This is a genomic window from Mesorhizobium sp. B2-8-3 (genome assembly GCF_006440815.1).
Lineage (GTDB): Bacteria > Pseudomonadota > Alphaproteobacteria > Rhizobiales > Rhizobiaceae > Mesorhizobium.
This window is the reverse complement of sequence record NZ_VFTW01000027.1, coordinates 1-21646: the sequence shown is the minus strand read 5'-3', so window position 1 is coordinate 21646 and position 21646 is coordinate 1. Positions and strand designations below refer to the sequence as shown.

The 21646-nt window shown below is 63.9% G+C and carries 18 protein-coding genes; 8 read left to right on the top strand and 10 right to left on the bottom strand.

Features of this window, described 5'->3' with window-relative positions:
• Positions 1-19: 19 nt before the first annotated feature.
• Entirely contained in the window at positions 20-1408 is a 1389-nt protein-coding gene (sthA, locus tag FJ418_RS27110; protein ID WP_140541258.1) for a Si-specific NAD(P)(+) transhydrogenase, read from the bottom strand.
• Positions 1409-1554: 146 nt separating this feature from the next.
• Here sthA and FJ418_RS27105 point away from each other — a divergent pair, with 146 nt between their 5' ends.
• The 4 genes from FJ418_RS27105 (at position 1555) to FJ418_RS27090 (ending at position 4785) form a co-directional block, all read left to right on the top strand.
• A complete protein-coding gene (locus FJ418_RS27105; protein WP_140871051.1) occupies positions 1555-2274 on the top strand; it encodes an isoprenylcysteine carboxylmethyltransferase family protein in 720 nt (239 codons plus the stop codon).
• Positions 2275-2382: 108 nt separating this feature from the next.
• Complete coding sequence (locus FJ418_RS27100; RefSeq protein ID WP_073989170.1) at positions 2383-2853, top strand: RDD family protein; 471 nt, start codon at positions 2383-2385, stop codon at positions 2851-2853.
• 149 nt (positions 2854-3002) lie between these two features.
• Positions 3003-3767, top strand: a complete 765-nt coding sequence (locus FJ418_RS27095) for an arginyltransferase (RefSeq protein WP_140659119.1) — start codon at positions 3003-3005, stop codon at positions 3765-3767.
• A gap of 178 nt (positions 3768-3945) precedes the next feature.
• Positions 3946-4785, top strand: a complete 840-nt coding sequence (locus FJ418_RS27090; protein WP_246683230.1) for a DMT family transporter — start codon at positions 3946-3948, stop codon at positions 4783-4785.
• Here FJ418_RS27090 and FJ418_RS27085 read toward each other — a convergent pair.
• Positions 4773-5972, bottom strand: a complete 1200-nt coding sequence (locus tag FJ418_RS27085) for an AI-2E family transporter (RefSeq protein ID WP_140870941.1) — start codon at positions 5970-5972, stop codon at positions 4773-4775. The two genes, FJ418_RS27090 and FJ418_RS27085, sit on opposite strands and share 13 nt — an antisense overlap.
• A 312-nt stretch (positions 5973-6284) precedes the next feature.
• Positions 6285-8540 (bottom strand): DNA topoisomerase IV subunit A, encoded by a 2256-nt coding sequence (parC, locus tag FJ418_RS27080; protein WP_140870938.1) that lies wholly within the window; start codon positions 8538-8540, stop codon positions 6285-6287.
• A gap of 415 nt (positions 8541-8955) precedes the next feature.
• Between parC and FJ418_RS27075 the strand changes: the two genes are divergently transcribed.
• Entirely contained in the window at positions 8956-10146 is a 1191-nt protein-coding gene (locus FJ418_RS27075) for a hypothetical protein (RefSeq protein WP_140870935.1), read from the top strand.
• A 234-nt stretch (positions 10147-10380) separates the two neighbouring features.
• On the opposite strand, the gene aspS is transcribed toward FJ418_RS27075, so the two are convergent.
• On the bottom strand, positions 10381-12174 hold the full coding sequence (gene aspS / locus FJ418_RS27070) for an aspartate--tRNA ligase (RefSeq protein ID WP_140870932.1): 1794 nt from the start codon (positions 12172-12174) through the stop codon (positions 10381-10383).
• 114 nt (positions 12175-12288) lie between these two features.
• The gene (locus FJ418_RS27065) at positions 12289-13047 is read right to left on the bottom strand and encodes a DeoR/GlpR family DNA-binding transcription regulator (RefSeq protein ID WP_140870929.1); all 759 of its coding nucleotides are present in this window, start codon (positions 13045-13047) and stop codon (positions 12289-12291) included.
• A gap of 119 nt (positions 13048-13166) precedes the next feature.
• On the opposite strand from FJ418_RS27065, the gene FJ418_RS27060 reads away from it, so the two are divergent.
• Together FJ418_RS27060 and rnd are read left to right on the top strand one after the other, a co-directional pair.
• Complete coding sequence (locus FJ418_RS27060) at positions 13167-14393, top strand: MFS transporter (RefSeq protein WP_140659744.1); 1227 nt, start codon at positions 13167-13169, stop codon at positions 14391-14393.
• A 320-nt stretch (positions 14394-14713) separates the two neighbouring features.
• Positions 14714-15865 (top strand): ribonuclease D, encoded by a 1152-nt coding sequence (gene rnd, locus FJ418_RS27055; protein ID WP_140870926.1) that lies wholly within the window; start codon positions 14714-14716, stop codon positions 15863-15865.
• Positions 15866-15936: 71 nt separating this feature from the next.
• Here rnd and FJ418_RS27050 read toward each other — a convergent pair whose 3' ends face one another.
• The 4 genes from FJ418_RS27050 to FJ418_RS32460 all read right to left on the bottom strand — a co-directional run bounded on the left by FJ418_RS27050 (position 15937) and on the right by FJ418_RS32460 (position 18873).
• Positions 15937-16356 (bottom strand): MAPEG family protein, encoded by a 420-nt coding sequence (locus FJ418_RS27050; protein ID WP_140707423.1) that lies wholly within the window; start codon positions 16354-16356, stop codon positions 15937-15939.
• A gap of 21 nt (positions 16357-16377) precedes the next feature.
• The gene (locus tag FJ418_RS27045; RefSeq protein WP_246683227.1) at positions 16378-16926 is read right to left on the bottom strand and encodes a hypothetical protein; all 549 of its coding nucleotides are present in this window, start codon (positions 16924-16926) and stop codon (positions 16378-16380) included.
• A gap of 43 nt (positions 16927-16969) precedes the next feature.
• Positions 16970-18472 (bottom strand): IMP dehydrogenase, encoded by a 1503-nt coding sequence (gene guaB / locus FJ418_RS27040; protein WP_140870923.1) that lies wholly within the window; start codon positions 18470-18472, stop codon positions 16970-16972.
• Positions 18473-18729: 257 nt separating this feature from the next.
• Complete coding sequence (locus tag FJ418_RS32460) at positions 18730-18873, bottom strand: type II toxin-antitoxin system prevent-host-death family antitoxin (RefSeq protein ID WP_246683226.1); 144 nt, start codon at positions 18871-18873, stop codon at positions 18730-18732.
• A gap of 206 nt (positions 18874-19079) precedes the next feature.
• Here FJ418_RS32460 and FJ418_RS27030 point away from each other — a divergent pair, with 206 nt between their 5' ends.
• Positions 19080-20501, top strand: coding sequence for an MFS transporter (locus FJ418_RS27030; RefSeq protein ID WP_140870920.1), 1422 nt, complete (start codon positions 19080-19082; stop codon positions 20499-20501).
• Between the two features lie 127 nt (positions 20502-20628).
• On the opposite strand, the gene FJ418_RS27025 is transcribed toward FJ418_RS27030, so the two are convergent.
• On the bottom strand, positions 20629-21342 hold the full coding sequence (locus FJ418_RS27025; protein WP_140870918.1) for an RlmE family RNA methyltransferase: 714 nt from the start codon (positions 21340-21342) through the stop codon (positions 20629-20631).
• Positions 21343-21646: the final 304 nt, after the last annotated feature.

The following is a 21646-nucleotide window of genomic DNA, read 5'->3' as shown; positions in this document are numbered from 1 at the left end:
GGCCAGCTTGGCCGATTCCTTAGCCCTGCCCCATCCGGTTCCAGGCGTCCAGGCCGGCGATCTTGTAGGCTTCGGCCAGCGTCGGATAGTTGAAGGTGTTGTTGACGAAGAAGTCGACCGTGCCGCCGAGGTTGATCACCGCCTGGCCGATATGAATGAGCTCGGTAGCGCCCTCGCCGACGATGTGGGCGCCGAGCAGGCGGCGCGTCTCGACCGAGAACAACAGCTTCAGGAAGCCGCTCGAAACGCCCATGATGTGGCCGCGCGAGGTCTCGCGGAAGCGCGCCAGGCCGACCTCGTAGGCTGCGCCGCTGTCGCGCACCTGTTCTTCCGACAGGCCGACCGTGGAAATTTCCGGCACGGCGTAGATGCCATAGGGAAAGCTCTCCGGCGGCGGCGGCAGGTGGACCCCGAAGGCGTGGCAAGCCGCCACCCGGCCCTGCTCCATCGACGTCGAAGCCAGGCTCGGGAAGCCGATGACGTCGCCGGACGCGTAGATGTTTGAAACCGTGGTCTGGAAGGTATGCGGATCGACCTTGATGCGGCCGCGGGCGTCGGCCTCGATGCCGACCGTGTCGAGGCCGAGGCTGGCGACATTGCCGGTGCGGCCGGCTGCGTAGAGCACCATCTCGGAGCGGATGGTGCGGCCATCGGCCAGCGTCACTTCGGCGTGGTCGGGTTTCGAGGCGATCTCCTTCACCGTGCTGCCGAGGCGGATGGTCATGCCGCGGTCACGCATCTGGTGAATGAAGTCGTCGACGATCTCGCGATCGATGAAGTCGAGGATGGTGTTGCGCGGCTCGACCAGTGTCACCGGCACGTCGAGGGCGGAAAAGATGGTGGCGTATTCGACGCCGATGACGCCGGCGCCGATCACCGTCAGCGTGCGCGGCAGATGGTGGAGTTCCAGCATCTCGTCGCTGTCGAAGACGCGCTTTTTGTCGAAGGGCACGTCGGCCGGCCGGTGCGGCCTGGTGCCGACGGCGATCAGCGCGTTGGCGAAGCCAACTTCGCTGTAGTCGCCATTGTCGGCGGTCAGGCTGACCTTGTTCGGCGTGAGGAACTTCACGGCGGCGCGCGCGCTCTTCACCGTGTTGCGCATGAACTGATGCTGCAGCACCTCGACCTCATGGTCGAGCGTCTTGTGCAGCCGGTCGACCAGATCTGAGATCGAAATGTCCTGCTTGACCCGGTAGCCACGCCCGTAGAAGCCGCGTTCGCGCCAGCCCGAGAGGTTGAGCACCGTCTCGCGCAGCGTCTTCGACGGGATGGTGCCGGTGTGCACCGAGACGCCGCCCAGGCGCCGGCCCCGGTCAACCACCAGCACCGACTTGCCGAGCTTGGCCGATTGCACCGCGGCGCGGCGCCCCGAAGGGCCGCTGCCAATGACCAGCATGTCGTAGTCCATGTCCCCGTCCCCTTTGTGCGCCGCAGCAAGCTAGACCGGGAAGAATGTCATGTTCAACAGGCAACACACCATTCCCTCGGCAGGCGAATCCGCCAATGCAACCAAAAGCATGCGGAACCTTAACTGGACGGCAAGGCTTGCGTGCAATGGTCCATGTCGAGGGGACCACCGGGGTGGCAGGGTTGACGATTTCCAAAAGCGATGCGTTGCCTGGCGCGGAGACGGGTTTCTGGCACGGCCTTCAGAGCAGCGCGGTTCTTACCGATCTGCGCGAAGGCCTGTTCCGTTTCATCGCGTTGGCGGTCGCCGCGGTCTTCGTCTATCGCGGCGCGTACCAGATGGTTATCGATCCGGGCAGGCTGAACGTCCTGCTGCTCATGATCTCAGATGCGCTGACTTTCATCTGGCTGCTGCTGGCGCGCCGACCGATTGTCCGCGACTGGAGCCCTTTCACGGTATTCATCTCGCTGACGGCCGGTTTCGGCTCGGGTTTCGTATCGCTCCAGGACGGAATCGCCATCATCCCGCTCTATATCGCGGCGCCGCTGCAATTCCTGGCGCTGTGGCTGGTGATCTGGGGCAAGATGTCGCTTGGCCGCTCCTTCGCCATCCTGCCCGCCAATCGCGGCGTCGTCACCGGCGGCGCCTACCGCTTCGTGCGGCACCCGATCTATGCCGGCTACCTGGCCGGGCACATCCTTTTCCTGCTGTCGAGCTTCTCTATCTACAATTTCACGGTCTACGCGATCATCACCCTGTTCCAGATCCATCGTATCCTGCGTGAGGAGCGCATCCTGGCGCTCACCGAGGAATATCGCGACTATCTCGGGCGGGTTCGCTACAGGCTCTGCCCCGGCATCTTCTGATATCGCGCCGGTCCGCCGGCGGGCACCTTCCTTGAATTCCGGGCCACCCTCACCATTTGAAAAGGGCGGCAGGCATCCTCAAGCGGATGCCGCTATTGAGGAACGGATATGAACGCACGCGTATTGGACGGCGAGATCATCACGACCAGGTTCGAGGACACTCGCGCCTATCGCGGGGTGCGGACAAGGCGCATCTTCGCCTTCCTGCTCGACTATTTCTTCGTCGCGCTGCTGACCATTCCCTTCGCCATCCTGGTCGCCATTCTCGGGCTTTTGACTTTCGGCCTCGGCTGGGCGCTGTTTTCGGTGCTGGTGCCGATGGTCGCCATTCTCTACATCTGGAACACGCTGGGCAGCCGCGACCAGGCGACGACCGGCATGAAGATCATGGGCATCCGCCTAGAGAAGCTCGACGGCAGCCGCATCGACGGCATGACGGCCGTGGTTCACTCGGTGCTGTTCTGGGCCGGCAACGTCATCCTGACGCCGCTGGTGCTCCTGGTCACGCTGTTCTCCGACCGCAAGCGCACGCTGCACGACCTGCTGCTCGGCACGGTGGTCACCCGCACCGATATCTGACGGCGTTCCACCGCCGTGTCGATCAGACCGCCGCGCCTCCTGTGCTTAAATATGAACAGGTCAAGCCCGTCGCGTCCGCACAATCCTGTTGAATTTTTCGCTGACCGGGCCAAAGGTAGAGCGATTCGCAGGAGCGTTTCCAAGATTAGATGACGCAGCATCCGACCCAGTCGCCGCAGTTCTTCCTGACCGCGCCGTCGCCGTGCCCTTATCTGGAGGGACAGTTCGAGCGCAAGGTGTTCACGCACCTTGTCGGCGACAAGGCGCCGGAGATGAACGACCTGCTGACGCAAGGCGGCTTCCGGCGCTCGCAGAACATCGCCTACCGTCCGGCCTGCGAGTCGTGCCGCGCCTGTGTCTCGGTTCGCATCCTGGCACAGGAATTCAGCCCCAGCCGCAACATGCGCCGCGTCATCCAGCACAATGCCGACCTCGTCGGCGCCATGCATGACGCGCAGCCCTCGACCGAGCAATACTCGCTCTTCCGCGGCTATCTCGACGCCCGCCATCGCCGTGGCGGCATGTCGGACATGACCGTGCTCGACTATGCGATGATGGTGGAAGACACGCATGTCGACACCAAGATCATCGAATACCGGCGTCGCGGCCCCGACACGTTCATCACCGGCAAGGGCCATGGCGAGCTGATCGCGGTCGCGCTCACCGACAAGATGGCCGATGGCCTGTCGATGGTCTATTCCTATTTCAATCCTGACTTCGAGGACCGCTCGCTCGGCACCTTCATGATCCTCGATCACATCGCCCGCGCCAAGGCGATGGGACTGCCCCACGTCTATCTCGGCTACTGGGTCAACGGCTCGCGCAAGATGAATTATAAGATGCGCTTCATGCCGCAGGAGCATCTCGGCCCGAAAGGCTGGGAACGCTACGACCACGAAGCGGTCAGTCGCTAAAACAGTTTTCCCGAACCCGCCCTTATTGTGTTTCAAGGGAGAAGACGCCGATCTTGCGCGCCCTCGCGCGCGAGGTGCAATCGCGCCGGCCCTTGCTCTCGCTTTGTTTCGAGAACGATCACATGTCTTCCCACACCGATCACCAGAAAGGCCCCTCGTCACCGCCATCGGCGGTCTGGTGCTGAGCATAGATATTCCGCTGATCCGGCTCGCGGATGGCGAAGCTTGGACCATCCTTTTGCTGCGCACCAGCTGCACCTTGGCGGCGGCGCTGATCATGTGGGCGGTCTGGCGCTTGTACAGCAAGAATGCGCCGCAGCTCATACCCGGCTGGTCGGGGCTGGTCGTGGCCGTGATTTACGGGCTCGGCGCGGTCGCCTTCATGACAGCCGTCTATCATACATCGACAGCCGATCTGGTCTTCATCCTGGCCTTCAACACCGTCTTCGCGGCGCTGCTGTCGTGGCTGTTCCTGAAGGAGCGGCCGCGACCGCTGACCCTCGCCGCGATGGCGCTGATGATCGTCGGCGTCGCCATCATCGTCGGCGATTCCGTCGGCACGGGATATTTGTTCGGCGACCTGATGGCATTGTGTTCGGCCTTCCTGATTGCCTGCGCCATCACCATCTCGCGCGCCAGCGGCAAGGACATGGGCTTTACCGCGCTTATCGGCGTGATCCTGCCTTTTGGGGTGGCGGCGTTCATGGTCTCCAGAACCGGCTTTCAAGTCGAAGCGCCGTGGTGGATCATCCTGAACGGCGGCGTCGTCATGCCGATCGCGTTCTTCTGCCTCGCCAACGGACCGAAATACATCTCGGGCGCGGAAGTCGCGATGTTCTATCTCTTGGAAACGATCCTGGCGCCGGTCTGGGTGTGGATGATCTTCGCCGAGACACCGTCACGCAACAGCCTGATCGGCGGCGGCATCATGATCGTAACGCTGGTCGCGCATTCGCTCTGGCAATTGCATGAGGGCCGCAAGCGCCGTGCGGACCTCGCGGTGCATCACCCGGCCTGAATCTTCCTTGGCTCGGCGGCCGTCTCGATCCGGGGCGGCGCGCCGGCCTCGTCGGCGACAGGCGGAAGCTCGTCCATGATCTCGACCTCGCGCAGCCATTCGCGCCAGATGGCGACGAGCAGCGCCATCAACACCGGGCCGATGAACAGGCCGAGGAAACCCATCGTCTTGACGCCGCCGATCAGGCCGAAAAAGGTCGGCAGGAACGGCAGCTTGATCGGGCCGCCGACGAGCTTGGGCCGCAAGGTCTTGTCGACGATGAAGAGCTCCACCGCGCCCCAGATGAACAGGGCCGCGCCGGCGAAAAGCTTGCCGCTGGCGGCGAGGTAGATCGACACCAGGGTGAAGGAGAGCGGCGCGCCGCCCGGGATCAGCGCCATGATGCCGGTGAGCGCGCCGAGCGTCACCGGCGACGGCACGCCGGCGAGCCAATAGGCGATGCCGAGCACCAGGCCCTCGCCGATGGCGATGATGGTCATGCCGGTGACCGTCGAGGAAATGGTTGCCGGCACGACGCGCGAGATACGCTCCCAGCGCGTCGGCAGGATGCGTTCGCCGAGGCGATCGACCTGGGCCGCGAAAGATTCGCCGTCGCGATAGGCGAAGAACAGCGCGATCATCATGAACAGAAGCGTCAGCAACAGGCCGAAGGCGCTGCCGCCGGCGGCCAAGGCGCCGCGATAGATGCTGCCGATGTTGGAGCCGCTGATCAGCTGGATCAATTCGCCGATGCCGCCGGGATGGCCGAGGTAGCCCGTCCATTGCTCGTTCAGCCACTCGCCGACGACCGGCATGGTGGCGATCCAACCCGGCGTCACCGCGCCGTGCCGATTGGTCTCGATCGCCCAGGTCACCCACTCGCGCAGCTCGTTGATGGCATAGGTGCCGGCAAGCGCGATCGGCACCACCAGGAAGGTGAGGATGAAAAGTATGGCCAAGGTCGCGCCGACGGTGCGGTTGCCGCCGACGGCGACGAGCAGCCGGCGGTAGAGCGGCCAGCTGGCGAAGGCGATGACGAGCGCGGCCAGCACCGGGAACAGGAAGCCGTGGAAGAAATAGACGCCGGCGGCGGCGATCAGCACCAGGAGCCAGCGCGCCGCCGACAGCGGCGGGATGACGGCCGCCCTGAGCGGCGTCGACAGGCCGAACAGGCGCTGCCCCGGTTTCTGGATCTCAGCCCGCTTCAAGCGTGCGTTTCTCCCCTGCCCGATGGTTCAATGGATGCTTATGCACCATCATAGTGCAGCAATCGTGACGATAGTCCAAATGTTCGTCCTTGCCTTCTCCCCTTGTGGGGTAAGCAGCCGTGCCAGTGGCACGATGAAAGGCCAGCGAACACCGGGACGCTGCGAAGCAGCGGGGACCCGGCCGGGGTGGATCGGCCACCACCCGGCCCTTCGCAGGCTCAGGGCGTTCGAAGCTCGAAAAGCCAAGCAATTGGCTTTTCGTCCGCTAACGCGGACCGCTTCTTACCCCACAAGGAGAGAAGGGAAGCCTCGCTACCCGAACTTGCCCGTCCTGGGGAAACCCTTCGGCACCATGCGGCCGGCAGCGGCACGCGCTCCGATCCACTCGGCAAGCTCCTCGCGCGACTTGGTGAAGGTGCGATCGGCCGAATCCTGCCAGGAGAGCCCCGTCTCGAGGGTGAAGGTCTTCAGGTCCAGCACGCCGCCATCCTTGTATTTCTGCAGGCGCACACCCTTGCCGCGCGCCATTTCCGGGATTTCGGCCAGCGGGAAGACCAGCATCTTGCGGTTCTCGCCGACAATGGCGAGATGGTCGCCCGACACCGGGATGCAGCGCTTGGCCTCGTCCGGCGCCTTGACGTTCATCACCTGCTTGCCCTTGCGGGTGTTGGCGACGACCTCTTCCTCCGCAACGACGAAACCGTTGGCATCATAGGAGACGAGCAGCAGCTTGCGTTTGGGATCATGGACAAAGGCGGTGACGATGTCCTGATCGTTCTCCATGTCGACGATGATGCGGATCGGCTCGCCATGGCCGCGTCCGCCCGGCAGCCGGTCGGCGCCGATGGTGTAGAACTTGCCGCCGGTGGTGAAGACCAGGATCTTGTCCGTGGTCTGGGCATGGAAGGCGAGCTTCAGGCTGTCGCCTTCCTTGAAGGCGAGCTGCGAATGGTCGGTCAGGTGGCCCTTCATGGCGCGCAGCCAGCCCTTTTCCGACACAACGACGGTGACCGGCTCGCGCTCGATCATGGCGTGCGCGATGTCGGTCAGGTCATGCTCGGGCGCGTCAGCGAACTGGGTGCGGCGCCTACCGAGTTCGGTCTCCGGGCCGAATTTGTCGCGGACCTTGGTGACTTCCCATTTGATCGTCGCCCACTGTTTGGCGTCGGAGGCCAGCAGCGCCTCGATCTGCTTCTTCTCGGCGGTGAGGCCGTCGAATTCCTTGCGGATCTCGATCTCTTCCAGCTTGCGCAGAGCCCGCAATCGCATGTTGAGGATGGCTTCGGCCTGATTATCGGTGAGCGACCAGCGGGCCATCATCACCTGCTTGGGCTCATCCTCCTCGCGGATGATCTTGATCACCTCGTCGATGTTGAGATAGGCGATCAGGTAGCCGGCAAGGATTTCCAGCCGTCTCTCGATCTCGCCGAGCCGGTATTTCGAGCGGCGGATCAAAACCTCGCGGCGGTGGTCGAGCCACTCCTTCAGCACGCCCTTCAGCGACAGGACGTTCGGCACCTTGCCGCGCGACAAAACGTTCATGTTGAGCGGGAAGCGGCTTTCGAGCTCGGTGAGCTTGAACAGCGATTCCATCAGGAGGCCGGGATCGACGGTGCGGCTCTTCGGCACCAGGACGACGCGGATGTCTTCCGCACTCTCGTCGCGGATGTCCTCGAGCAGCGGCAGCTTGCGCGCCATCAAAAGCTCGGCGATCTTCTCGATCAGCCTGGCCTTCTGGACGCCGTAGGGGATTTCGGTGACGACGATGCTCCAGGTGCCTCTGCCCTGGTCTTCCTGACCCCATTTCGAGCGCACGCGAAAACCGCCACGGCCCGTTTCATAGGCTTCGAGGATCGAGGCGCGGCTGTCGACGATGATGCCACCGGTCGGGAAATCCGGCCCCTGGACGAAATCCATCAGTTTCGCCACCGGCGCGTCCGGATGCTCGATCAGGTGAAGCGCTGCGTCGCAAAGCTCAGCGGCGTTATGCGGCGGGATCGAGGTGGCCATGCCGACGGCAATGCCGGAGGAACCGTTGGCGAGCAGGTTCGGGAAGGCGCCCGGCAGGACGGACGGCTCCTCGTCCTCTTCATTGTAGGTCGGCCGGAAATCGACTGCGTCCTCGGTGATGCCGGCAAGCAGCTCGCTCGCCACCTCTGTCATGCGCGCTTCGGTGTAACGCATGGCGGCGGCGTTATCGCCGTCGATGTTGCCGAAATTGCCCTGCCCGTCGACCAGCGGGTAGCGCATCGAGAAATCCTGCGCGAGGCGCACCAGGGCGTCGTAGATCGACTGGTCGCCATGCGGATGGAACTTGCCCATCACGTCGCCGACGATGCGGGCGCATTTGGCAAAGCCCTGATCGGGATTGAGCCGGAGCAGCCGCATGGCGTGCATGATGCGGCGATGGACCGGCTTCAGACCGTCGCGCACATCCGGCAGCGCCCGGTGCATGATGGTCGACAGCGCGTAAGCCAGATAGCGCCGCTCGAGCGCTTCCTTCAGATCGACCGGTTCGATTTTATCGCCGCCGCCATTGTCATCAGGCGGCAAAAGCCTTTTTCCCATGGATTTGGACTAGCCGAGCGGGTGATTCGCGGCAAGCGCCGCGTGAACGTCGGCGCATTCGCCGCGGCTATGGACACGCAGCCGGCGGTGTGAAGGATTTCACGGAAGCGGCGCCGCGGCGGCTGCAATTTGCCGCCGATCTGCAACAGGCTTAGTCGGCAACACGACCCCGGCCAACATCAATCCGTTACATGCGGCCGCTATCTGGCAATGCAACGCGCTGGCGAAGGAAAGCCGCGGTCTTCATGACAAATTCACCGCATCGCGCAATGGCTGCCGACCGGCGTTTGCTTTTCATCGCCGTTTTCGACAAATGGGGCCGGAAATGCCTTTTTCCCGTCCCGTTCGTCACGGAATGGTGATGGAGCAGATTTCAAAACAATTTCACATAGCCAATCAGGACAGGGAACTCGCCATGACAATCCAACGCTCAACGCTCAAGAAACTGGCTTTTTCGACCTTTCTGCTGACGCTGCCGCTCAATGCGGCCTTCGCCGCCGATCCGGCGGTGGCCGAGCGCATCAAGGCAGCCCTTGCCGCCCAGGGTGTCGACATTTCCTGGACGGGCGTCTCCGGCGACGATTCGAACGCCGTGCTGCAGGGTGTTTCCATCAAGCCGGCGGCCGAGAAGGAAGCGCTGCCGATCGGCGACGTGAAGCTGGAAGGGGTCAGCGAAGCCAATGGCGGCTATGAGATCGCCACCGTCTCGACCTCGCCTTTCGAGCACAGCAAGGATGGCGTGACGCTCAACCTCAGCCCGGTGGTCATCCACGACATGAAGGTTCCCGCCGAAGGCGGCACCGATCCGCTCGGCTCGCTGATGATGTACAAGTCGGCGGAACTCTCCAACATGACGGTCAAGGTCGGCGACAAGACGGCGTTCGCGATGGACGGGCTTGCCGTCCAGATCACCCCGCCGGCCGACGGCAAGGCGATGGACTTCACCGCCAACACCGAAAAATTCACCGCCGACCTGTCGTTGGTCGACGATCCGAAGTCGAAGGAAGCCATCGAGGCGCTGGGCTACCAGAACATCTCGGGCAACATCGCGATGGCCGGCACCTGGCAGCCGAGCGACGGCAAGATGGAGCTGTCGAAATATGACGTCTCGGTCGAGAATGCCGGCACGCTCGGCATGACCTTCGACCTCGGCGGCTACACGGTCGACTTCATCAAGTCGATGCAGGAGATGCAGAAGAGGCTCGCCGCCCAGCCGGAAGGCGCCGACAATTCCGCGCAAGGGATGGCCATGCTCGGCCTGATGCAGCAGCTTTCCTTCAATGGCGCCTCGGTGCGCTTCGAGGACGATTCGCTCACCGGCAAGGTGCTCGACTATGTCGGCAAGCAGCAGGGCATGTCGGCCAAGGACGTCGCCAACCAGGCCAAGGCGATCGTGCCGTTCGGCATGGCGCAGCTCAACAATCCCGAGCTGACGGCCGAGGTGTCGGCTGCCGTCAACACCTTCCTCGACGACCCGAAGAGCCTGGAAATCTCGGCCGAGCCGCCGTCGTCGGTGCCGTTCGCGCTGATCATGGCCGGCGCCATGTCCAACCCGCTCGACTTGCCGAAGACGCTGGGCGTCAAGGTCAAGGCGAACCAGGACTGATCGAATTAGCTGCCTTCTCCCCGTCACTATACGGGGAGAAGGTGCCGGCAGGCGGATGAGGGGCAGCGCCGACGCTTGCGAATATGTAATTCGGTGCTGAACCGACTGCCTGTCAGAAGGCCTCAGCTGTTACGACCGCGTGCAAATCGCCAGCACCCGCGCTGCCCCTCATTGTCCTGCCGGACATTTCTCCCCGTATAGTGACGGGGAGAAATGGCAGTTGCTAGGCTGCCGTCAGTCCTTCTTCGTCACCGCGACGCGCAGCGACAGCTCGCGCAGCTGTTGCGGGGTGGCTTCGGAAGGCGCGCTCATCAGCAGGTCATAGGCCTGCTGGTTCATCGGGAACATGGTGATCTCGCGCAGGTTCTTGGCGCCGACGAGCAGCATGACGATGCGGTCGACGCCCGCCGCCATGCCGCCATGCGGCGGCGCGCCATACTGGAAGGCGCGGTAGAGGCCGCCGAAGCGCTCCTCCACCGTCGCGCGGTCCAGGCCGACCATCTCGAAAGCCTTGACCATGGTTTCCGGCAGGTGGTTGCGGATGCCGCCCGACGCGATCTCGAAGCCGTTGCAGACCATGTCGTACTGGAACGCCTTGATGCCGAGCGGCTGCTCACCATTCAGCGCGTCGATGCCCCCTTGCGGCATGGAGAACGGATTGTGCGCGAAGTCGATCTTCTTCTCGTCCTCGTTCCATTCGAAGAACGGGAAGTCGACGATCCAGCAAAGTTCGAAGCGCTCGCGGTCGACCAGGTTCAGCTCCTCGCCGGCGCGCGTACGCGCCGCGCCCGCGAAAGTGACGAACTTCTTCGGGTCGCCGGCGACGAAGAAAGCGGCATCGCCATCGGCGAGGCCGAGCTGCTGGCGGATCGCCTCGGTGCGCTCCTCGCCGATGTTCTTGGCGATCGGGCCGGCGCCTTCGAGTTTTTCACCTTCCTTGCGCCAGAAGATGTAGCCGAGCCCCGGCTGGCCCTCGCCCTGCGCCCAGGAATTCATGCGGTCACAGAAGGCGCGGCTGCCGCCGGTCTTGGCCGGAATGGCCCACACCTCGGCCTTCGGATCGTTGGCGAGGATGTTGGCGAACACCTTGAAGCCGGAGTCGCGAAAATGATCCGAGACGGCCTGCATCTCGATCGGATTGCGCAGGTCCGGCTTGTCGGTGCCATAGGTGCGCATCGCCTCGTCATAGGGAATGCGGCGGAATTTCTGCGTCACCGGCTTGCCGGCGGCGAACGTCTCGAAGACCGCGCGGAGGACAGGCTCCATAGTGCTGAGGACGTCGTCCTGCTCGACGAAGCTCATTTCGAGGTCGAGCTGGTAGAACTCGCCCGGCAGTCGGTCGGCGCGCGGATCCTCGTCGCGGAAGCAGGGCGCGATCTGGAAATAGCGGTCAAAGCCGGAGACCATGATCAGCTGCTTGTACTGCTGCGGCGCCTGCGGCAGCGCGTAGAAGGTGCCGGGATGGATGCGCGAGGGCACCAGGAAGTCGCGCGCGCCTTCCGGCGACGAGGCGGTGAGGATCGGCGTCGAAAATTCGGTGAAACCGACCTCCCCCATTCGCTTGCGCATCTCGGCGATGATCTTCGTGCGCGCCAAGATATTCCGGTGCAGCGTCTCGCGGCGCAGGTCGAGGAAGCGGTATTTCAGGCGGATGTCTTCGGGATATTCAGGTTCGCCGAACACCGGCAGCGGCAGCTCCTTGGCGGCCGACAGCACTTCGATCTCGCGCGCGAAAATCTCGATCTCGCCGGTCGGCAGGTTTGGATTGACGGTTTCCGGCATGCGCGCCTTGACCTCGCCGTCGACGCGGATCACCCATTCGCCGCGCAGTGTCTCGGCCACCTTGAAGGCCGGCGAATCCGGATCGGCGACGATCTGGGTCAGGCCGTAATGGTCGCGCAGGTCGATGAAAAGCAGGCCGCCATGGTCGCGCACGCGATGCACCCAGCCCGACAGGCGGACGGAATTGCCGACGTCGCTCTTTCTCAACTGGGCACAAGTGTGGCTGCGGTAACGATGCGTGGTCATGGGTAAAGTCCGGAAATTGCGGGCGTCGGCCCGGCTCGAAAATTGGCGCGAAAAGCGCATGAGAGGCCGGCTTTGTCAAGGCAAGCGGTCACACAGGCGCGCTGCCGCAGCCGCTCAAGCAAAGTGGATCTGCGCGCCCTGGCTTTGGAAAGCGGCGAGCGTGGCGGGAGGCGCGCTCTTTTCCACCACGAGATGGCGGATCGCATCCGCCTTCGCCACGCGATAGGGCGCGGCGGTGGCAAGCTTGTCGTTGGTGACGGCAATGACGATACCAGCGCTGTTTTTTGCCATGGCGCGCTTCACCTCGGCTTCGGCCGAATCGACGGCGGTGACGCCGCGCGCGACATCCAGCCCGCAGGAGCCCAGAAAGAACAGATCGGCGCCGAGTTGCGCGACGGCGGCGAGCGTGTCGGCGCCGACGCAGGTGCCAAGATCGGGCACATAGCGGCCGCCGAGCACGATCAGCTCGACCAGGGGAAGGTTCGCCAGAGCCGAGGCGACGCCCAGCGAATTGGTGGCGACGGTCAGTTGGATGCCGCGCGGGATCGCCCTGGCGATAGCCTCATTGGTCGTGCCGCCGTCGATGAACAGCGACTGCCCCGCGCTCAGCAGCCCGACCGCCGCCCTGGCGAGCCGCGTTTTTTCCTCGACCGCATGACGGCTGCGCTGGCTGAGCGTCGCGGCGGCAAAGGGCGCGGAAGCGACCGCGCCGCCATAGACGCGGCGCAGTTGCCCGGCCTTCGCCAATTCCCTGAGATCGCGGCGCACCGTGTCTTCCGACACGCCGAAGCGGCTGGCGAGCTCTCCGGCCAGCACCTTTCCGTCCGCCGCAAGCCGGTCGCGAATGAGTTGGTGGCGTTCTTCGGTGAGCATGCACGATCCTATTTATTTGTGCACGTTATTGCATGTTTTGCCTGTTCATGCAAGAAACAGAGTCGCCGGCGGACCGCGAAGAGGTCGCGCGCCAAAATCTCCTTGTTGGATTGCCCGTGATGACCCTTGGCCTGAAACTCGCTCCGCAGCACCGCGTCTATGCCGGCTTCGCGATCTATTCCTTCGCTATGGGCAACATCTTTCCGCGCCTGCCCGACATCAAGCATGCCATGCAGATCGAGGACGGCACGCTGGGACTCGCCCTGATCGGGACGCCGATCGGCACGCTGATCGCGCTGACGCTGGCGACGCCGATCCTGGAGCGCGTCGGCTTTCGCCGCGCGCTGCTGTGGCTGGTGCCGCTGCTGGCGCTTGCCTATTCCGTCGCGGTGCACGCGCCGGGCCCGGCCGCGTTGTTCCTGATGCTGCTCCCGGTCGGACTGATGATCGGCAGCATCGAGATCATCTTGAATGTCGAGGCCGACAGGACCGAGTTCCTGCTCAAGCGCCGCATCATGAACCGGGCGCATTCGTTCTGGAGCATCGGCTTCTTCGGCGCCGGGCTGTTCGGCGGCGCGCTGGCGCATCTCGGCCTGTCGCCGCAACTGCATCTGGTGCTGGTGGTGCCGATGGTGGCGGTTGCGGTGGCGCTGTTGCTCGGCGGCTTCCAACCGGCGCCCGCCCGCTTCGTCACGTCAGGCGACAAAGCGCCGATGTTCGCCCGGCCGACGCTGCCGATCCTCATCCTCGTCGCGGTGACGCTGTCGGCAATGCTGATGGAAGGCGCCAGCATGGACTGGTCGGCGATCTATATGCGCACTGTGTTCGACTCAGGGCCCTTCGTTGCCGGGATCACCGTGGCGCTGTTCGCCTTCTCGCAGGCGACGACACGCTTCTTCGCCGACAGCATCGTCGACCGCCACTCGCCGAGCGGCGTGGCGCGCGTGTTGTTGGCAACGATGGCTGCCGGCGTGTTCATCGTCTTCTTCTCGCCCTTGCCCTTCGTCTCGATGCTGGGCTTCGCGCTCATGGGCATCGGCTGCAGCGCGATCTTTCCGCTGGCGATTTCGGCGGCCGCCCAGATGACGGACCGCTCCGCCGCGATCAACGTTGCCGCATTGTCGCAGATCTCCTTCGTCGCCTTCCTGCTCGGTCCGCCGCTGCTCGGCTTCGTCTCGGACCACTGGGGCATCCGCTCGGCCTATGGCATCGGCATACCGTTCATCGTGCTCAGCCTAGCGGCAGCGGGCGCGCTTGGCCGGCGACCGTCGCCGAGCGCCGTAACGGACGGAACAGGATCCGACACGACGGGAGAGAGAGTACCGGCGCGGGCCTACGAGGCATGAACCGCTCGCCCATCGTCAAGTCGATCACGATCGCGGCACCGTTGTCCGACGTCTGGCGCAGCGTGACCGAACCGACATGATGCAGGGCTGGATGTCGCCCGCATGCCAGCCTCCACTGGGGCGGCACGCTGCCGATTCTGAAAGCGCCGTGGAGCGGACCGCGACGGCTTGAGGGACATCGCGGGTTGGCGCGCCGGCACGCGGCGCGATTTCGCATGGGAGAACCCGGCGATCGGGCCACCGCTTACGCTGCGGCGGCTTGACGAAAGGGCGCGCGGCTGAAATTGAAAGAGGCCTAATATTGTGCCAAAAGCGATTTGATGCAGGTCATCACCACACAAGAAGAACTCGAGAGCGTTGTCGCGGCGTTCGAAAAGTCGGAATTCGTTACCGTCGATACCGAATTCATCCGCGAGACGACCTTCTGGCCGATCCTCTGCCTGATCCAGATCGCCGCGCCTGGGATTGAGGCGCTTATCGATCCGTTGTCGCCCGGCATCGACCTGAAACCGTTTTTCCGGCTCATGGCCAACGAAGCGGTGCTGAAGGTCTTCCACGCGGCGCGGCAGGACATCGAAATCATCGTCCATCTCGGCAATCTGGTGCCGCATCCAGTGTTCGACACGCAGGTGGCGGCGATGGTCTGCGGCTTCGGCGACAGCGTTTCCTATGACCAGCTTGTCCAGAAGGTCACCGGAGCCCGGCTCGACAAATCCTCGCGCTTCACCGATTGGCGGCACCGGCCGCTCTCCGACAAGCAGCTCGAATACGCGCTCGCCGACGTCACCCATCTGATCAAGGTCTACCAGCATCTCAGCGCCGAGCTGAGGCGCGAGGACCGCGCCCATTGGCTGAACGAGGAGATGGATGTCCTCACCTCGCGCGAGACCTACGATCCGCATCCCGAGGATGCCTGGAAGCGGCTGAAGATGCGGCTTCGCAAGCCGCAGGAGCTGGCGATCGTGCAGGCGGTGGCCGCCTGGCGCGAGCGGGAGGCGCGCGAGCGCGACGTGCCGCGCGGCCGCGTGCTCAAGGATGATGCGATCTACGAGATCGCGCAGCAGGCGCCGCGCGACGCGGCGGCGCTCGGCAAGCTGCGCACCACGCCGAAAGGCTGGGAGCGCTCCGCGACGGCAACCGCGCTGCTTGGCGCGGTCAATACCGCCCTTTCCCTGCCCAAGGATGCGATGCCGAAACTGCCGAAAAGCGTCCAGCCGCAGGAAGGATCGAGCGCGGCGTCGGAGCTGCTCAAGGTGCTGCTCAGGATCGTCGCGGAGAAGGAAGGCGTCGCCACCAAGGTGCTTGCCTCCAGCGACGATATCGACCGCATAGCCGCCGAGGGCGACGAAGCCGACGTGGCGGCGCTGCAGGGCTGGCGGCGCGCCGTTTTCGGCGAGCAGGCGCTGAGGCTGGTGCGCGGCGAGATCGGCATCAAGTTCGACAAGCGCCGCATCGCGGTGTTCGACCTTTAGAGCAATTCCAGGAAAAGTGCGTAAAAACAAAGAGATAGACCGTTTCCGTGAAACGGTGAAACGCTCTAGCGTCACACCACCGCGAGCAGGTGCAGCGCGAACCAGAACCAGGCGATAAGAAGTATACCCGCGCCAAGGAAGAAGGCGCGGCTGCGGTGCAGCACATAGTTTCTGTCGAGATGCACCCAGGCGTGCACATAGCGCGTGACTATGAACAGCCACATCAACGCCAGCGTCAGGTAGTTCACGCCATTGGTGACGAACAGCGCCAGGCAGAGCACGTGGAAGAGAACCGGCAGCTCGAACTGGTTGATCAGATTGTTGGCGACTGTGACGCTCGAGGCCGGCTCGGTGGAGCGGACCTTGTACTGGCCGACCTTCGCTTCGCCGGACTTCACGGCGAGATAGCGCCGCTTCAGCATCACCAGATAGACGATGTAGACCAGGAGCACATGCGCCAGCATCGGCCAGAAGATGGCGGTCTGGTGCATTTGTCCGCCCTCTCTCTCCCGTCAGCGCCGCCGCTGCCCGGCCAGCGCGAAGAATGCGACGACAAAGAATGGAATGGCCAGCAGCGCGAATTTGGTGACGGTCAGCAAAGAGGCGAAGGCCAGCGAATCGGGGTTGGCCAGCTGGAAATCGGAGAGCAGCCGCGCCAGGGCAAAATTCTGAGCATAGTCGGCGACCGTATAGGGCAGCACCAGCACCAGCGCGAACAGGGACTGCAGCTGCGCCGGCATGGCGCGGAAGGTGCTGAGCCGCCGCCCGAAGGCAAGGATGAGGCTGACCAGTGTCAGCGACAGCAGCGCCGGGAACAAAAGGTCGAAGGTCAAATAGTGCCAGACGATGATGATCTCGCCGCCGCGACGGCCGAGTGCTGTGAGCCACGCCATGCCTTCGTCGGGCGTGAAGCCGGCGACGCGCATATCGAGCGCGGCCAAGCCGCCGCTCAAGCGCTGGAAATAAAGAAACTCCAGCGCTGTCATGACGAGGAAAAGCGCGATCGAGGCAATGGACAGGGCCGGCGCGTGCCGCGACAGCCGCAGCACCGCCACGCTCAAGCCGCGCCACAGCCCCTGGCGGTCGGGCCGATCGGCTTCTCGATCAAAGTCCGCCCGGGTAATTGGGGCTTTCGCGGGTGATCGTGACGTCATGGGCGTGGCTTTCACGAAGTCCGGCATTGGATATGCGCACAAAAGTGGCGCGCTCGCGGAAATCTGCAAGGTCACGTCCACCCACATAACCCATAGCGGCTTTCAGGCCGCCTGCAAGCTGGTGCAGCACGCCAGCCACAGGTCCTTTGTAGGGAACCTGCCCTTCAATGCCTTCCGGAACCAGTTTCAGCGTATCGCGGACCTCAGCCTGGAAGTAGCGATCGGCCGAGCCGCGCGCCATGGCGCCGACCGAGCCCATGCCGCGGTAAGCCTTGAAGGAGCGGCCCTGGTGCAGATAGACCTCGCCCGGGCTCTCGTCGGTGCCGGCCAGCAGCGAGCCGATCATTGCTGCGCTTGCGCCCGCGGCAAGCGCCTTGGCCAGATCGCCCGAATATTTGATGCCGCCGTCGGCAATGACGCTCACGCCAGACTTATGCGCCGTCTCCACCGCCGACATGATCGCCGAAAGCTGCGGCACGCCGACGCCGGCCACGATTCTGGTCGTGCAGATCGAGCCCGGACCGATGCCGACCTTGACCGCGTCGGCGCCGGCGTCGATCAGCGCCTGCGTGCCGTCGGCGGTGGCGACATTGCCAGCCAGGATGCGCACGGAATTGGAGAGCTTCTTCGCCCGCGCCACCGCGTCCAGCACGCGCTGCGAGTGGCCATGCGCGGTGTCGATGACGAGCAAGTCGACGCCGGCGCCGATCAGGCGTTCGGCGCGCTCAAAGCCGTCGTCGCCGACACTTGTGGCGGCCGCCGCGCGCAGGCGTCCTTGGGCGTCCTTGGTGGCGTGCGGGTTGAGCTGCGACTTCTCGATGTCCTTGACGGTGATCAGGCCGACGCAATTGCCATTCCTGTCGACCACCACCAGCTTCTCGATGCGGTGTTTGTGGAGCAGGCGCTTGGCTTCGTCCTGGTCGACATTCTCCTTGACCGTGATCAGGTTCTCACGCGTCATCAGCTCGTAGACCTTCTGCGCCGGATCGGAAGCGAAGCGCACGTCGCGGTTGGTGAGGATGCCGACGAGCCGGCCGACCGTGTGGCCGCCGGTGCCGCCATTCTCGACCACTGGAATGCCGGAAATCGAATAGGTGCGCATCAGCGCCAGCGCGTCGGCCAGCGTGGCGTCGGGGCCGATGGTGACCGGGTTCACCACCATGCCGGACTCGAATTTCTTCACCTGCCTGACCTGCTCGGCCTGCTCGGCCGGCGAGAAATTGCGGTGGATGACGCCGATGCCGCCGGCCTGCGCCATGGCGATCGCCAGCCGCGCCTCGGTGACGGTGTCCATCGCCGCCGACAGGATCGGCACGTTGAGATCGATGTCGCCGGCAATACGGGTGCGGATGTCGGTCTCGCCCGGCATGACTTCGGAATGGCCGGGCTGCAAGAGCACGTCGTCGAAGGTCAGCGCCAGCGCGCCGGTGGACGTTTCGATGATTTTTGCCATGGCCAGTCCTTTTGAATGCGGAAAAGGCGCTGGGCCGATTGGCCAGCGCCGACTCTCATCTTCCCTTTCAGGATTGGCGCTGGCTGGTAACACGTCCTGTCGCGGTTGAAAAGCCGATCGTTGCGCGAGGTGACGGCACCCGTTTCGAGCCAAAGCGTTCATCGCTAGCGTTCGTAAGTATCGTCGCGTGTCCAGTTTTCGACAGCGACGACTGGCTGTTGCTCGAGCCGCGACAACAACGCTGCGCGCGAGTGGAGCTATAGTTCCTGCGTGTCGGCGGGAACGATCCGCGCCACAGGCCGCCCATTGCTGACCACGACATAGTTCTGTCCTTCACTGGCTCCACGCAGGATGAAGGAGAGTTTGCGTTCGACGTCAGCGATGGAGACGATGTCGTCCATGTCAGCACTCCATGCAGATCGGTAGTGTGACAATACGCCCGGTAGAACGACATTCCGCCGAAAAATTGCCCTACCAGTGGTTGCGATCCCGCAAAAGTGACAGCAATTTAATGCGACATCGGGGCCGAGGCGTGATAACCGCCCGGTCGCACCGGTTCGCCCCCAAGCCGGGCCTAGAATCGCGAAGACAAATCAGGGCGTTTCCCTTGAACCGCATCATTCCGCTCATCCTGGCGGTCGCACTTTTCATGGAGAACATGGATTCGACCGTGATCGCGACGTCGCTGCCGGCGATCGCCGTCGACATCCACACCAGCCCGATTGCGCTGAAGCTGGCGCTGACCGCCTATCTGGTGTCGCTGGCGATCTTCATTCCGATCAGCGGCTGGATGGCGGACCGGTTCGGCGCCAAGAACGTGTTTCGCGCCGCGATCGGCGTCTTCATCGCCGGCTCGGTCGCCTGCGCGTTTGCCAATTCGCTGCCGGCTTTCGTTGTGTCGCGCTTCCTGCAAGGCATGGGCGGCGCGATGATGACGCCGGTCGGCCGGCTGGTGCTGGTGCGCGCCACGCCGAAGAACGAGCTCGTCGCGGCAATGTCCTGGCTGACCGTGCCGGCGCTGGTCGGCCCGCTGGTCGGCCCACCGATCGGCGGTTTCATCACCACCTATTTCACCTGGCACTGGATCTTTCTCATCAATGTGCCGATCGGCCTGATCGGCATGTGGCTCGCCACGCGCTATCTGCCGGAAACGGAGCCTGCCCAGACGCCGCCGCTCGATTTCCCCGGCTTCGTGCTCTCGGGGCTTGCGGCTTCCGGCGTCGTGTTCGGCCTTTCCGTCGTCAGCCTGCCGGCGCTGCCGCCGATGGCGGGCTTCATCACTGTTGCCGTCGGCGTGGTCTCGGGGGTGCTCTATCTCCTCCATGCCCGGCGCGCCAGGAACCCGCTCTTGGCGCTGGAGCTGTTCCGCAACCAGGTGTTCCGATCCTCCGTGCTCGGCGGCTCGCTGTTTCGCATCGGCATCGGCGCGGTGCCGTTCCTTTTGCCGCTGATGTTCCAGATTGGCTTCGGGCTCACGCCCTTCCAGTCGGGCATGATCACTTTCGTCTCGGCGATCGGCGCCATCGGCATGAAATTCGTCACGGCACTGCTTTTCCGCCTCGCCGGCTTCCGTCGGGTGCTGATCTGGGGCTCGCTTGTCGCGGCCGCCTCGATCGCGATCTACGGCTTGTTCACGCCGCAGACGCCTTATGCGCTGATGCTGGCGATACTTCTGGTCGGCGGCTTCATCCGCTCGATGTTCTTCACCGGCGTCAATGCGCTCTCCTATGCCGAGATCGCGCCCGCCGACACCAGCAAGGCGACGCCGATCACGGCGGTTTTCCAGCAATTGTCGATCGCGCTCGGCGTTGCGCTTGCGGGCGGCATCCTCGAAGTATCGACGTCCATCCATGGCGGGCCGCTGACGCTCAGCGACTTCCACATCGCCTTCTTCATCGTGGCGGCCGTTTCGGCGGCGGCATCGATCACCTTCATGCGGCTGGCGCCGGACGCCGGCAACGCCGTCTCGGGCCACGGCCACCTGACCACGCCAAAGACGCTGGAAACGGTGGGGACAGCGGGGAAGTAGCTCACGGCGCCGCCCTGCGTGACTTCGTCATTCCAGGGCGGAGCAAGGAGCGAAGCGACGCGCGCAGACCCTGGAATCCATGCCAGAACCAACACACAGGATTCTAGGGTCTACGCTTCGCTCCGCCCTAGAATGACGAAGCTCCAGGACCTTTGAACTCCTTCGCCAGCAGATAAAGCTCCACCGACTCGTCCCGCGAGGCCGGTGGCTTGACGTGATGGACCGAGCGGAAATTTTGCTTCAGCAGTGACAAAAGCTCGTTCTCGGCGCCGCCTTGAAATGTCTTGGCGAGGAAATGCCCGCCGGGCTTGAGCACGTGCAGGGCGAAATCGGCCGCGACTTCGCACAGATGCATGGTTCGCAGATGATCGGTGCGGCGGTGCCCGGTCGTGGGTGCCGCCATATCGGACAGCACCACATCCGGCTGGCCGCCCAGGGCCTCGGCAAGTTTTTGCGGCGCGTCGGGATCGAGGAAATCCATCCGCAGGATGATGGCGCCCGGGACCGCGTCCATTTCGAGATAGTCGATGCCGACGACATGCGGATTGTCCGCCGTGGACTTCGTCCGCGCCGCCGCCACCTGGCACCAGCCGCCGGGCGCGGCGCCCAGGTCGATCACTTTCATGCCGGGCTTCAGCAGACGATGCTTGTCGTCGATCTCGATCAGCTTGTAGGCGGCGCGGGAGCGGTAGCCATCGGCCTTGGAGCGCTGCACATAAGGATCGTTCATGTGGCGCTCGAGCCAGCGGCGCGAAGATTCCTTCAAGCCGCTCTTCTTCTTGATCCTGGTCTTGAGGACGCGAATGCCGGCAGATCCTGGCTTTTCGGGTTTCTTGGTCATTGCCTGATTTCTTGCCCGAGCATGATCCTGTGAGAAAACCGATCGCCACTTTTCGCTGGCCCGGTCCTGAGATTCGGCATCAGGATTTCTGGTCCGCTTTTTCTCGCTCGCTTCATCGTGCCGGTTTTGCGACGGCTTCGCGTTTCACGGAGGGCTTCCCCCACTCCGTCGCCGCTTCGCGGCGGCACCTCTTCCCCCTTCGGAGGGCAGGGGAATCGCATATGGCGTTTTTGGGGTTGAGTTTAGGCTGAGAAAGGATTCTTTGGAGAGGCAGTTGAGCGAAGGAGCGACTGCCATTTCCTGC